Below are 13,979 nucleotides of genomic sequence, written 5' to 3'. Positions count from 1 at the left end.
GAACACCCCCATCATGCGCGTTTCCTTTCCCTTGCGCCGTCTTTTGAGCGCGATGCTGATGTCGCAGGCCCTGCTGCTGGTGCCAGGTCATGCCTTCGCGGCAAGCGGCGATACCGTGGTCGAGCTTGATATGCCGACCATCACCCGCCAAGCGCATTCCGATACCGCCATGGACAGCCGCGGCGGAAGCCTTGCCCACTTGGCGCGGCTAATCAAGGCGCGCAGCCTTAAAGCACCGGGAGATGCGGAACTGGCACGGATCAGCCGCATGCTGGACAGCCAGGTGTCGGACGCGCTGCCGGCGCCTTCGCTCGATGCGCCTTCCCTTCTTCCGCCGGTTGCGCCACCGGTTTCCGGGGACGTGCCGCAGTACGCCACGGCGGCCAAAGTAAAGCCGCATAGCGCAACGCCTCCGGCACCGGCCATTCCCTTTGCCAGCAAGAAAGACATACCGGCGCCATTGCCGGTGAAAGCCGGCAAGACCGCCACTGCGCGGCCCCCCGCGCAGCCGGTGGCGAAATCCGTCGTCGCGCCGCTGGCGGCCAAAATCTCCGCCGCCGCGCCGACCATCAAGGTGGTTCACGCCAACCTGCACCGAGCACGACTGCACGCGCCCAAGATCGCTCGCCATACCGCGACCAAGGTACGCCACGCGTCCCACGCGCACACCGCGAAGGCCCACGCGCATCCGGTCAAGGCGCACCATGCCGCGAAACACCGCGCACGACTGCATGCGCACCGGATCGCCCGCCACACCGCGGCCAGGACACACCTCGCGGCCCATGCGCACACCGCGAAGGCCCACGCGCATCCGGTCAAGGCGCACCATGCCGCGAAACACCGCGCACGATTGCATGCGCACCGGATCGCCCGCCACACCGCGGCCAGGACACACCTCGCGGCCCATGCGCACACCGCGAAGGCTCACGCTCATCCGGTCAAGGCGCACCATGCCGCGAAACACCGCGCACGATTGCATGCGCACCGGATCGCCCGCCACACCACGGCCAGGACACACCACGCGGCCCATGCGCACACCGCGAGGGCGCGTCCGGTCAAGGCGCACCATGCTCAGTCTGCCGTACGCCGGCACTCAGCCCTCCGGCTTGTCGAGGGCCGTGCACCGCACAAGGTGCAACACAAAACCGCTGGCGACGCGAAAAAGACCGTGGCATCGCCGGCACCGGCGTCGGCACCCGGCCAGTCCGGAGCGACCAAAGCCGCGACAACCGCCGAAGAGGCCAACGATCCTGACGTTGTCGCGAGCCTCGAATCGGAAAACTCGATTCCCGCACTGGAAGCCGCTCGCCGACTCGATCCGGACAACCACGCCGTGGTCGACCGTTTGTCGGCGCACTACGCCGAGGACGGGCGCTATGCCGAGGCGAGCAATCGCTTGCTGACCGTCATCGCCGACGACAGCGTGGCCGGTATGAAGGATTTTCTGGCATCGCAAGCCAAAGAGGCGGATGCCTACCGCCAACAACTGGCGAAGATGAAACCATGACGCCGGCCCACGCTCTGGCGGCCGGTCTGGCGGCGGGATTCGCCCTGCCCTGGCTCGTGCTGTCCTACCTGATGAAGGCGGGATTCGTCGATGGCGGACAAGGGTGCGCCTGGCGGAACGCGTTCACCCGGACGCTCGCCTCGCCCACGATCGTCGCGGCATCGGTGCTGCTGGTCACGGCGGGATTTCACGGCATCGCCCGGCTGCCCCACGCCGGAGCCGGTGGCGCGGCGGCCGGATGCCTGTTCTTTTTCGCGCTCGCCTGGCTCGCCTGGATCGATCTGGAAGTCATGCTGCTGCCCGACATCGGCACATTGCCGCTGCTGGCCGCCGGAGGTCTGCTGAACAGCGTTCACGGTTCGCATGCCGCGATCCTGTCCATCGCCGGTGCGTTAATGGGCTATACCGTGCTGTTGGCATTCAACAGGCTATGCCGCTGCGCAGGCAAACCCGCGCCGATCGGACAGGGAGATCTGAAGTTGCTCGCGGCGGCCGGGGCCTGGCTCGGCCCTCTCGGAACCGGGTCAACGCTGCTGATTGCCAGCCTGTGCGCGGCGGCCGTCAACGGGGCCCTGACGATTTCGGGCAAGCTGCGCAGCGGACAGGAGGTGCCGTTCGGCCCCTACCTGGCCTTCGGCGCCGCCGCCAGCTATTTCTTGCTATTTAGTTATTATGTTTTTAATTGATCTTCTATATTTCAAAAAAACCGGCTTGCCGTGCACCGAAAGGCTTCCTTGCCATGCCGATTATCAAGGTCATAACCTGTGACGATCACCCGTTGATCAGCACCGCCCTGAAAAACGCGCTCGAACGCGATCCGGAGTTCCACATCGTGGCGCAGACCGATTCGGGCAGCAAATTGATGCAGATTCTCCGCAAGGAACCCTGCCACTTGCTGGTGCTGGATTTTTCGATGCCGGGAGAAATGGACGGGCTGGCACTGCTGTCCTACGTCTCGCGCGTCTACCCGGACACCCGGGTCGCCATCCTGACCGGCACCATCTCGTCGGGCATGGCCAGCCAGTGTCTGAAGAACGGCGCGCTCGGCCTGCTGCGTAAAAGCCTGGACATGGATCTGATTGGCACCGCCCTGAAAAAAGTGGCGCAGGGCCGGCAATACATCGACCCGGGCTTCCAGATCGAAATCCGCACCGCGGACGCCGCCGAAGCGGGGCTGCTGAAGCTGTCGCCCCGAGAACTGACCGTCATCCGCCTGCTGGTCGCGGGCAAATCGGTCACCGAAATCGCCAACCAGTTGAACCGCAGCATCAAGACCATCAGTACCCAAAAGCAGACAGCCTTCGAAAAACTGGGTATTGAAAGCGAGGCCGAGCTGTTTCGCATGGCCGCCGAACGAGGTACCGACCTGCTCTGAGAAAGCGCGACAATGACCACGGATCCACGGCTTCCGAGGGAACATTTCCGCCCCTACCGGACGGCATTCCTGCTTATCCGCATCGGGGGACTGGCCGTGCTTTCGCTGGTTCTGGTGCTGGGACTCGCGCTGATCTGGACAAGCTTCAACTTCGCCATCACCGCCAAACACAGGCAGGTCATCAGCGAATTCAACGCCGGTCGGGAATTGATGGAGGCGCGTGCCGCGCGGCTGAGCATTTATCAAGGGCGTCTGTCGCAGTGGGATCTGGACACACCCTCCCTGCCGTTGACGCCAGGCACCGAGATCCTGTTCGACGACAATCACCCCTATCAGGCACTGGTGCTCGGCTCCCTTTCCCGGCACGACATGGCGGCGGGCCAGCTGTTCCTGCCGATGCATTCGAAATGGCTGAGCGGGGACAAGGCCACGGCAAACCGGGTTTTCACCTTACTCTACCTGTCGCACGAGACCTGGCAGAACGAACACCCCTTCACCCACTCCTATCTGGTGGAAGAGGACGGCGAGTTCATCGGCGTGGTACCCGAACAACCCGACATGTCGGTACTCACCCGGACGCTCGCGCTGCGCGGCACATTCCGCAAGATGGCCGACAATGGCCAGTCCTGGACCATTCTGTCGCTGAAAGGCTGCGATCACTGCGAAGACATCGCCAGGGTCACCCGGATCACCCTGCCCAACCATAAAAACGCCTATCTTGTGTCCACGATGTCATTCGCCATGCTGGACCGATTGCTGCTGACGCGCGGATTTTATGCAATTACCGAAGGGACCCGGCTGCTATACAGTACGCCAGAATTCAACCGTGAACTGCTGCCCGCCAGCCTGCCGGACTTGCTGCCTGAGGAAGCGACCCTGATCCACCGAACCGGGCGAATCCTGGTCGCCCAGCGCTTCTCCTCTTTGCCCTGGCTGATGTATTACACGCCCACGGCAAAGGCCCAAAACGGTCTCGAGTGGGATGTCGTGGTCGCCCATCTCATCGCGGCCGGCTTGCTCGGCGCTCTGGTGGTGTTTCTGGCCGTGAAGTCCAGCCGCACCATCATCGCGCCGGTCGAGCACGGGCTCTCGTCGTTGCGAAACTTCCAGCGCGACCTCGCCCTCAAGAACAGCGAGCTGACCCAGGCGCACAAGGATATCGTGCAGGCCATGAGTGCGCGCTCACTGTTCCTCGCCGCGATGAGCCACGATATCCGCACGCCGCTCAACGGCGTGGTCGCCATGCTCGATCTTCTCGCCTGCGATCCTCTGACCGAGCGTCAGCGCCATGCCCTGTCGATCATGCGCGACAGCAGCGATCAACTGCTTTATCTGATCGACGAGATTCTCGATTTCACCCGGATCCAGAGCGGCAAGGTCACGTTCGAACGCAAGCCGGTTTATTTGGCGAAACTGTTCGACAGCCATGCGCAGACCGCCAGGGCGCGCCTCGCCAAGGGGCAAGCGCCGGTGGCGTTCGAATTCGCCAATGACATCCCGGCCGACCTGGTGGTGATGATCGACGCGCATCGGCTCGGCCAGGTGCTGGGCAACCTGCTCAGCAACGCCATCAAGTTCACGCATCGCGGACATATTCGTCTCGAGTGCCGCTGCGATAGCAAAAATCCCTGCGAAGTGACCGTGACGGTCGCGGACACCGGCATTGGCATGACCGAAGAGCAGCGCGAGCGGATTTTTCAGCCATTCGAGCAGGCCGATGCGTCGCTCACGCGCCAGTATGGCGGAGCGGGACTTGGCTTGGCGATTTGCAAAGGTCTCACAGAGCAACGCGGCGGCACTTTGGAGGTGAACAGCGTTTACGGAGAAGGCAGCGTCTTCACCCTGACTTTCCTGTGCGCCAAAGCCCGGGACGGCGAGCTGCCCGACAACAAACCGGCCGCGCCGGAGGCGATCATCCGTCTGGATCACTGGGACGGTTTCGTCCTGGCGATCGAGGACCATCCGATCAACCGCGCGGTGCTGGATGAACTGTTCCAGGAATTGGGCATGCGCGTCACAATCGTGGAGTCGGCCGAAGCCGCTCTCGCATGGCTGGACGAGCACAGCGATACGCCACCGTCCCTGATCCTGACGGATATCTCCCTTCCCGGCATGGATGGCCACGCCTTCGCCGCCCGGGTGCGCAACACCCCGCAGTGGCATGACATTCCGATCATGGCCCTGTCCGCACACGCCTTCGCCAGCGATATTGAACGGGCAAGGCTTCAGGGATTCGATCACTATCTGACCAAACCCGTCACACTGAACAAACTCTCGGATGCCCTGCGCGATCTGCTCGGCTTGATGTCGGAGACATCCCGCGCCAGCGGAGCGGTGGACTCCGCCCCATCACCCGGCACGCTGATCGACCTGGACGGTTTCCGTCGGGTTTTCGGGACGGGCGAACGCTTCGCCGCCGCGCTCAATCAGTTTCTGGACTGCGATGCCCGCGACATGCTGGAACTGACCGAGGCCGTACGCCTGGAGGATCGGCAACGCATTGTCCGTCTGGCGCACCAGATGGCCGGTGCGGCGGTCTATGTCGACGCCGGCTATACGGACAGGCTGCAAGAACTGGAGGAAATCGGCGGGCAAGCCGAAGCGGAGGAACTGAACACCTGCCTGGAAGGGATCGTCCGCTACGGACAGAAGGTGCGGGAAGCTTGCCGGAAGGCGATGGAGGATGCGACGACAGCGGAGGCAGTGGCAGAGCCGCGGTTTGCGACGCGCTCAGATACGCAAGGGAAGTAGGAGCCGAAGGACAGTGGCCAGCCAGCGCAGAACCACCTGTCCATCCGGCATCGCTGTCAAAGGGAGCAACGGCGGCCCATATCAGCGCAAACCTTGCGATTCATGCTGTTTGACGGGTAGCGGTGTTTGCATCATGAATAATACGCATGCTTCCACCATTTGCACCTGGATCGGTGATAGCAGGCTGGCAATGCCATTGGCCAGTATCTTTTCCTCACCGCACTCTTTCAAAAGTTTCACCAGGGTTTCCAGTCCGGTTTCGACATTACGCATTAAATGACGCAAGCGATAATCGGACCCACCACCCTCCTCAAAAGAAAACTCGCTGTCGAAGATATCGTCATTTGCATGAACGTCATCCATCAAGGCAGTTTCATCCATTACACCCACAACACAAATTGTCGATGTTCCCTCCAACGCATCAATCCGGCATACGCCCTGTTCTGCCAACATAACATCCTCCATCAGGTTGAATTTTAACGAAATATTTTGCCGACGGAAAATCTCGCCGGCGCTGTTTTTTTAGCCGGGTTGATGGTATCGAAAAAAAAAGGCGATCTCTACAGAAGAAACAGTTATCAGCAAAAAACAGAAAATTCTTTAGAACCGGCACAAAAGGACAGGTGAAGGCTGATCAATCAAGCTGGACAAACAAAAATTTTTCGGGCAAAGCAAATACCATATAAAAATAAAAAAATCTAAAAATTTATTTAAATAGCCGTCAAACAGAATTAATGCATACGGGAGAGTCGCGAATTCACAAACTTTCACCCAAAGCACATACCTCCGGCCGGACAAAACAAAACGCCGCCGCCCGAATGGGGCGACGGCGTTGGGGACGACACGCGAACGATCAGCCAAGCTTGGCCAGCTGCGCCGCGATTTTTTCCAGACGGTCGTTCAGCTCCGCCAGCTGAGCCTTGTCGCGCTCGACAAGATGCGCGGGCGCCTTGTCGACATAGCCCGGCTTACCCAGTTTGGCCACCAGCTTGTCGCGCTCGGCGCCGGCCTTGGCGGCCTCCTTGCCCAGACGGGCCTTTTCCGCTTCGCGATCGATCTCCACCTTGAGCATCAGGCGCGCTTCGCCGCACAACGCCACCGGCGCATCGTCCTCCGGCAAGCGGGCCACCACCGTCGCATCGGACAACTTGGCCAGCGGCTTGAGGTACGGCAGGTAGCCGGACAGCGCTTCGCTGCCTTCGATGAACAGCGGCGCCTTGACGGCCGGGCCGAGACCCATTTCGCCGCGCAGGTTGCGCACCGCGTTGACCATGTCCTTGAGGCCCGCGAGGCGGGCATTGGCCGCCTCATCGATCCGCGACGCGTCGGCGGCGGGCCAGCCGGCCACCATGATCGACTCGGCTTCGCGCGCGTTGGCCAACGGCGAGACGGTCTGCCACAGCTCCTCGGTAATGAACGGCATGATCGGATGCGCAAGGCGCAGCGCCACTTCGAGCACGCGCACCAGGGTACGGCGGGTGGCCCGCTGGGCCGCCTCGCCGCCGGTCTGCATCTGCACCTTGGCCAGTTCCACGTACCAGTCGCAGTACTCGTTCCACACGAATTCGTAGATCGACTGGGCGGCGAGGTCGAAGCGGTAAGTGCGCAACGCCTCGGTCACCTCGCTCTTGGCGGTTTCCAGGCGACCCATGATCCATTTGTCGGCGAAGCTGTAGTCAAGCGGCAGCGATTCGTCCTGGCCGCAGTCCTTGCCATCCAGGTTCATCATCACGAAACGGGTGGCGTTCCACAGCTTGTTGCAGAAATTGCGGTAGCCTTCGCAGCGCTTGAAATCGAAGTTCACGCTGCGCCCCAGCGTGGCGTAACTTGCCATGGTGAAGCGCAACGCGTCGGTACCGAACGCCGGGATGCCTTCCGGGAAAAGCTTTTCCGTGGCTTTTTTGATCGACGGCGCCTTTTCCGGGCGGCGCAGACCGGTGGTGCGCTTCTCGACCAGCGGCGCCAGTTCGATGCCGTCGATGAGGTCGACCGGATCGATCACGTTGCCCTCGGACTTCGACATCTTCTTGCCTTCGTGGTCGCGGACCATGCCGTGGATGTACACGTCGCGGAACGGCACCTTGCCGGTGAAGTGCTTGGTCATCATGATCATCCGGGCCACCCAGAAGAAAATGATCTCGTAACCGGTCACCAGCACGTTGGACGTCAAAAACGCCCGCAATTCGGGAGTGTCTTCCGGCCAGCCAAGGGTGGAAAACGGCACCAGCGCGGCGCTGAACCAGGTATCCAGCACATCCTCCTCGCGGCGCAACGTCTTGCCCGGCGCCTGGGCCCGGGCATCCTCTTCGTTGCGGGCGACATACAGATTGCCGTCCTCGTCGTACCAGGCCGGAATCTGGTGTCCCCACCACAGTTGCCGGGAAATGCACCAGTCCTGGATGTTGTTCATCCACTGGTTGTAGGTGTTCACCCAGTTTTCCGGGATGAAGCGCACTTCTCCGCTTCGCACCGCCTCGATGGCCTTGGCGGCGATGGATTGCCCGGTCGGGTCATCCTTGCCCACCTTGTCCATGGCCACGAACCACTGGTCGGTCAGCAAGGGTTCGATGACCGTGCCGGTACGGTCGCCGCGCGGCACCATCAGCTTGTGCGGACGGGTATCCAGCAGCAGACCCTGCGCCTCGAGATCGGCGAGCATCGCCTTGCGCGCTTGCGGCACGGAAAGCCCAGCGTAGGCGGCGGGCAACTCGATGCTGCCCTGTACGGTTCCGTCGAAGCCGAATACCTGGGCGCGCGGCAGAATGGTCGCTTCGAGGCTCATCACATTGATCAGCGCGGTACCGTGGCGTTTGCCCACCTGATAGTCGTTGAAATCGTGCGCCGGGGTGATCTTGACGAAACCGGTGCCGAATTCGCGATCCACGTAATCGTCGGCGATGACCGGAATGCGTCGTCCGGTCAACGGCAGTTCCAGCTCCTTGCCCAGCAGGTGCCGGTAACGCTCGTCATCGGGATTGATGGCGACGGCGACGTCGCCCAGCAGGGTTTCCGGACGGGTCGTGGCGACCGTCACGTACTCGTCGCTGCCGGCCACCGGGTACTTGATGTGCCACATGTGACCATCCTCTTCCTCGGAGACCACCTCGAGGTCGGAGATGGCGGTGCCAAGCCTGGCGTCCCAGTTCGACAGGCGCTTGCCGCGATAGATCAGACCCTGCTCGAAGAGGCGCACGAACACCTCGGTCACCACGTCGGCGCGGACGTCGTCCATGGTGAAGTACTCGCGGCTCCAGTCGACCGAGCAGCCGACACGGCGCATCTGGCTGGTGATGGTGCCGCCGGACTTCTCCTTCCATTCCCACACCTTGGCGGTGAAGGCCTCGCGACCGAGTTCGTGGCGGTTGACATTCTGCTCGGCGAGCTGGCGTTCAACCACGATCTGCGTGGCGATGCCGGCATGGTCGGTACCCGGTACCCACAGGGTATTGTGGCCCTGCATGCGGTAAAAACGTGTCAGACCGTCCATGATGGTCTGGTTGAAGGCATGGCCCATGTGCAGGGTGCCGGTCACGTTGGGCGGCGGCAGCTGAATGGCGAAGGACGGCCGGGAAGCATCCATGCTCGGGCGGAAATAACCCGCCTTTTCCCATGTATCGTACCAACGACGCTCGATATCACCCGGTTCAAAGCTCTTTGCAAGTTCCATGTTCTGGTATTGGATTTTTTGACGAAATTACCGGGATTATACCCGATTTCCCGAAGATTCTTGCGCTTCTTCTCCACCCGACGCGGTGTTTTCCACGAACAGGGAAAGCATGGCGCCAATGCAAAAATCATTGCCGATGTTTAAAAACATTTAATTCAAATAAATATCCGTTAAACGTTTAACCGTGCGCGACCGGACGCGATTGGAAACAATGAAGCTCCGCCATTTTTCGCACCACCGTCTCATGACCTTCACGCTGGACACCTTGCGATCCGCTCCGGCCTTCATGTACGGCGCGGGATGCGCCTCGAAAAAATCCACCCGCGCCATGCGGCGGTTTTCTGCGCGCTGTATGCGGCCTCGCCAGACGAGCTCGGCTTCGTCGCGTCGGCGCGTGGAGACTGGGCGCAGGAACGCGCGCAACGCAATTGCCGTTATCGGCACGGACTGATGCAAAGGCGCCGTACTCGCATACCTCGCGTTCGACACGGCCAGCGGAGCCCCCGTCGCCACACTGGATCTGCACAGTTTCACCGCCGACGTGCCGGCCTGCCAGATCGGTTACGTCGGCAACAACCGGATGACGGGACAGGGTCTGTTCACCTCGGCGGCGGCATCGCTGGCGCTGCTCGCCTTCTGGCTGGGGCTGCGCAGGCTGGAGGCCTGGTGCGACAGCCGCAACACAGCGTCCATCCGCTTCACGCTGCGCCTGGGATTCGTCGAGGAAGGCGTGTTGAGAGACTGCGCGCGCGATGGAAACGCGAACTGTGCGACCAGACGGTGGCCGGCGACCCGCGTCCGGATTGGCCGCCACCCGACACTCAGAACAGCATCGCGCAAAAATGAATCGCCAGAGAAAACGAGACCAGCGACAGCACGGTACCCAACAGGATAGACCCTGAGGCCTCCGCTTCATACACCTGGGCCTCACTGGCGAACATCGCCGTCATGGTGGCCGACGGCAGGGCCGCGAGCAGGAAAAGTTCGCGCGCCAGCGCCCCGTGAATCCCGAAAAGCCACAGCAAGCCCATGGCCAGCACGGGGTGCACCAGGTTTTTCACCACAGCATTGACCAGCACTTCGCGCGACAGGCGCAACGATACGCCGGACATGATCAGCCCCAGCCCGAACAGTGAAACCCCGGGCGTTGCCGAGCCGAGCATGGTGAAGCCGGCCGATACCGCCGCCGGCATGGCGATGCCGGCCAGCGACAGCGCGATACCGGCCAGCGGCGCCCATACCAGCGGCCGGCGCACGGAGATGGCGACGGCCCGGCCGAAGGCGGCAAGCCGGTCGTCGCCCGCGCCTCGCTCCAACAGCACGGCCGTCAGCGGAATCATGACCAGGCTGCTGACCAAGTTGACGACCAGCACGGAATACAGGCTGGACGGACCGAACAGCATGGACAGGATAGGAATGCCCATGAACGCGGCATCGGGAAAAGCGCACACAAACGCGCGCAACGTGGCGACACGCCGGTCGCTGGCACGCAGACCGGCCAGCAACACGACCAGGTACAAGCCCATCAGACACAGCAGCGCGCACGCGATGAACGCGCCGTCCAGCAATTTCGCGCGCGGCGTGCCGGCCATGCCGCAAAACAGCATGGCGGGAAACACCCACTCCAGCACCAGCCGGGAAATCAGCTGGCTGTCCTGACGGGTCATGCGCCGAAGGCGACCCGCCAGATAGCCCAAACCGATCACGATGGCAACCGGAATAACCGGAGCCAGAACATTGGCCACAACAGACATGGCGCCTCCCGAAACGATTAACCGTGTCAGGGTACGTCATCGCCGCGCGCGGCCTTATCGGCGCAATCCTAAACCCGGGTCTGCCGCCGGCGCAAATAAAACGCCGGCACGCAGGCCGGCGTTGTCAATATCCCGGGGCACCGTCACACGGCGGCGAACATTTCGGGCCTCAACCCCTGCGGAATCGACGACAGCAGGCGCCGCGTGTAGTCCTGGGTCGGCCGCAGATAAATGTCGTCGGCGTCGGCCTGCTCGACCACGGCCCCCTTGCTCATCACCATCACCTGATCGGAAATGTGCTTGACCACGGCCAGGTCGTGCGAGATGAACAGATAGGACAGCTTGAACTCGTCCTGCAGATCCTGCAGCAGGTTCAGCACCTGCGCCTGCACCGACACATCGAGCGCCGACACCGATTCGTCGCAGATCAGCACTTCCGGTTTCATGGTCAGGCAACGGGCGATGGCGATACGCTGCCGCTGCCCCCCGGAAAACTCGTGGGGGTACTTGAACATGGCGTTTTCGGCGAGCCCCACGCGGTCGAGCAGCTCGCGCGCCATGGCCAGCCGCTCATTCTGGCTGGCGCCGATGCCATGCAGCATCATCGGCTCGGTGAGGATCTGCGCGACGGTGAAACGCGGATTGAGCGACGCGTAGGGGTTCTGGAAAATGATCTGGATGCGCCGCTTGTACTCCTGAAACTCCCGGGCGGACATGGCCAAGAGATCCTTGCCATGGAACAGCGCCTTGCCCGCCGTCGCCTGATGCAGGCGTACCAGCGTCAGGCCGACCGTGGTCTTGCCCGAGCCCGATTCGCCGACAATGCCGAGCGTCTTGCCGCGCGCGAGCTTGAACGACACGTCCTTGACCGCATCGAACACGCTCTTGCCGAACAAACCCTCGCGCGTCTCGAAGGTTTTGCCGAGGCCCTGCACGTCCAGCACGATTTCGTCATCCGGCGCATAACCGCGCAAACGCTCGGCTGGCTCCACATAGCCGCCCTCCCGGAGAAAATCGTCGATCACCGCCAGGCGCATCGGACGGCGGTCCAGATGCGGGCGGCAGTTGAGCAGCGCCTTGGTGTACGCGTCCTTCGGCGCCTGAAAAATCTGCGTGACGCTGCCCGATTCGCGGATCACGCCGTGGCGCATCACCACCACCTCGTCGGCGAATTCGCCGACCACGCCCAGATCGTGCGTGATGAACAGCACGGACATGCCATGCTTCTTCTGTAACTTGGCGATCAGCTCCAGAATCTGCTTCTGGATCGTCACATCCAGCGCCGTGGTCGGTTCGTCCGCGATCAGCAGTTTCGGTTCGCAGGCGATCGCCATGGCGATCATCACCCGCTGTTGCTGGCCGCCGGACAACTGGTGCGGATACGCGTTGGCCTTCTTCGCCGGCTCGGGAAGCCCCACTTCGGTGAGCAATTCGACAACCCGGCGTTTCGCGGCGGCGCGGCCAAGCCGTCCATGCAGCATCAGCGTCTCGGCAATCTGGTCGCCGACGGTGAACACCGGATTCAACGAGCTCATCGGCTCCTGGAAAATCATCGCGATGTCCTTGCCGCGCAAGGCACGCAGCTCGGCAGGACTCATGGCGAGCAGATTCTTGCCGTTAAAGCGGATTTCGCTGGCCGGATCGATCTCGGTATTGTTCGGCGGCAGCAGCCGCATGACCGCCATGGAGGTCACCGACTTGCCCGAGCCGGATTCGCCGACCAGTGCCACCGTGCGGTTTTTGGGAATATCGAAACTGATGCCTTTGAGCGCTTCGAAGCGCTCGCCGTTTTCCAGACGGAAATCGATTTTCAGATTCTTGATCGACAGCAGGGTGTCTTGTGCCATTTTTCCGTCCCTCATCATTTCACTTTCGGATCCAGCGCGTCGCGCAGGGCATCCACGAGCAGGCTGAACGCTGTCACCAGCACCGACATGGCGAGGGTGACCGCGAGCATCTGCCACCAGTAGCCCTGCACCAGCTCGGTGGGCGCTTCGGCCAGCATCGAACCGAGGCTGACCTGGCGCACGCCGACGCCGAAGCCGAGGAAGGACAGGATGGCCTCGTACTTGATCAGCGCCACGGTCATCAGCGAGAACTGCACGAGCAGGAGGTGGGAAATATTCGGCAGGATATGCACGAACATGCGCCGGGTATGGCTTGCGCCGATGGCGCTGGCGGCCTGCACGTATTCGCGGTTTTTCAGTTTCAGGTATTCGGCGCGCACCAGACGGTAGGTGCCGGTCCAGCTGGTCAGCGCCATCACCATGATGATGGTGGTCACCCCGCGGCCGGACACCGCCGCGAACGACAGCAGCAACAGCATGTCGGGCACCGAGGTGAACACGCTGTAGAACCAGGTCAGGCAGTCATCGGTGCGACCGCCGAAGTAACCGGAGACCGCGCCCATCACGGTGCCGAGCAGAATGGCCAGAACCGCGCCGAACACCCCCACGAAAATCGACGTGGACGTGCCCTTGAGGGTTTTTTCCAGCACGTCGCGGCCGCGCAGATCCGCGCCGAACGGCAGGGATTCGCGCTTGTCGACCTCGGGAAGCGCGTATTTGCCGGCTTCCTTGCGCGCGGCGGCCAGTTCCTTGCCGATCGGATCGTCCTCGGGAGCGAGACTCACGATCGGCGCGGAAGCGTCACCGCCCGATGCCGTGACATCGGACGATAGCTGTTCGGTTTCGGCGGTCGCCGCCCACGACGGCGGCGCGTAGGGCACCGCGATCTCCCGGGACCAGCCGCCGCCAAGCAGATTGAACCACCCGCCAATCGCGATCGCCAGGTACAGGGCGACCACCCACAGCGAGACAAAACCGACCTTGTTGCGTTTGAGGCGCTGCCAGCCCAGCGCCCAGAGGCTTTTCGATACCGGAGCGGCCATCCCCGGCGCAGTGTGTACAGATGCAGTCATGATAG

Annotated in this window: 11 protein-coding genes; 5 read left to right on the top strand and 6 right to left on the bottom strand. The window is 62.2% G+C overall.

Annotated features, from left to right (window positions below):
- The first annotated feature begins 13 nt into the window (after window positions 1-13).
- From JNO50_RS08900 to JNO50_RS08885, 4 genes are read left to right on the top strand one after another with little or no spacing between them, the layout of a single operon-like run.
- A complete protein-coding gene (locus JNO50_RS08900) occupies window positions 14-1,507 on the top strand; it encodes a hypothetical protein (RefSeq protein WP_189534925.1) in 1,494 nt (497 codons plus the stop codon).
- Complete coding sequence (locus JNO50_RS08895) at window positions 1,504-2,193, top strand: prepilin peptidase (protein ID WP_189534927.1); 690 nt, start codon at window positions 1,504-1,506, stop codon at window positions 2,191-2,193. The genes JNO50_RS08900 and JNO50_RS08895 overlap by 4 nt, the downstream gene beginning before the upstream one ends.
- 53 nt (window positions 2,194-2,246) lie before the next feature.
- Entirely contained in the window at window positions 2,247-2,882 is a 636-nt protein-coding gene (locus tag JNO50_RS08890; RefSeq protein ID WP_189534929.1) for a response regulator, read from the top strand.
- 12 nt (window positions 2,883-2,894) lie between these two features.
- Complete coding sequence (locus JNO50_RS08885) at window positions 2,895-5,633, top strand: hybrid sensor histidine kinase/response regulator (RefSeq protein WP_189534931.1); 2,739 nt, start codon at window positions 2,895-2,897, stop codon at window positions 5,631-5,633.
- Window positions 5,634-5,714: 81 nt separating this feature from the next.
- On the opposite strand, the gene JNO50_RS08880 is transcribed toward JNO50_RS08885, so the two are convergent.
- The 3 genes from JNO50_RS08880 to JNO50_RS08870 form a co-directional block, all read right to left on the bottom strand.
- Window positions 5,715-6,086 carry a hypothetical protein gene (locus tag JNO50_RS08880; RefSeq protein ID WP_189534933.1) on the bottom strand — a complete coding sequence of 124 codons (372 nt, stop codon included), beginning with the start codon at window positions 6,084-6,086 and terminating at the stop codon, window positions 5,715-5,717.
- A gap of 400 nt (window positions 6,087-6,486) precedes the next feature.
- Entirely contained in the window at window positions 6,487-9,300 is a 2,814-nt protein-coding gene (locus tag JNO50_RS08875) for a valine--tRNA ligase (RefSeq protein ID WP_189534935.1), read from the bottom strand.
- Window positions 9,301-9,450: 150 nt separating this feature from the next.
- The gene (locus JNO50_RS08870; RefSeq protein ID WP_215796541.1) at window positions 9,451-9,756 is read right to left on the bottom strand and encodes a hypothetical protein; all 306 of its coding nucleotides are present in this window, start codon (window positions 9,754-9,756) and stop codon (window positions 9,451-9,453) included.
- A 58-nt stretch (window positions 9,757-9,814) separates the two neighbouring features.
- On the opposite strand from JNO50_RS08870, the gene JNO50_RS19245 reads away from it, so the two are divergent.
- Window positions 9,815-10,195, top strand: coding sequence for a GNAT family N-acetyltransferase (locus tag JNO50_RS19245; protein WP_189535032.1), 381 nt, complete (start codon window positions 9,815-9,817; stop codon window positions 10,193-10,195).
- Here JNO50_RS19245 and JNO50_RS08860 read toward each other — a convergent pair.
- The 3 genes from JNO50_RS08860 to JNO50_RS08850 all read right to left on the bottom strand — a co-directional run bounded on the left by JNO50_RS08860 (window position 10,122) and on the right by JNO50_RS08850 (window position 13,974).
- Window positions 10,122-11,054, bottom strand: coding sequence for an AEC family transporter (locus JNO50_RS08860; protein WP_189534939.1), 933 nt, complete (start codon window positions 11,052-11,054; stop codon window positions 10,122-10,124). The genes JNO50_RS19245 and JNO50_RS08860 overlap by 74 nt on opposite strands.
- A gap of 143 nt (window positions 11,055-11,197) precedes the next feature.
- Window positions 11,198-12,901, bottom strand: a complete 1,704-nt coding sequence (locus JNO50_RS08855) for an ABC transporter ATP-binding protein (protein ID WP_189534940.1) — start codon at window positions 12,899-12,901, stop codon at window positions 11,198-11,200.
- A 14-nt stretch (window positions 12,902-12,915) separates the two neighbouring features.
- Window positions 12,916-13,974 carry an ABC transporter permease gene (locus JNO50_RS08850; protein WP_189534942.1) on the bottom strand — a complete coding sequence of 353 codons (1,059 nt, stop codon included), beginning with the start codon at window positions 13,972-13,974 and terminating at the stop codon, window positions 12,916-12,918.
- Window positions 13,975-13,979 lie beyond the last annotated feature (5 nt).

The organism is Paludibacterium paludis (assembly GCF_018802605.1).
GTDB lineage: Bacteria > Pseudomonadota > Gammaproteobacteria > Burkholderiales > Chromobacteriaceae > Paludibacterium > Paludibacterium paludis.
Note: the sequence above shows the minus strand (reverse complement) of the source record. Positions and strands in the feature narration are given on the sequence as shown.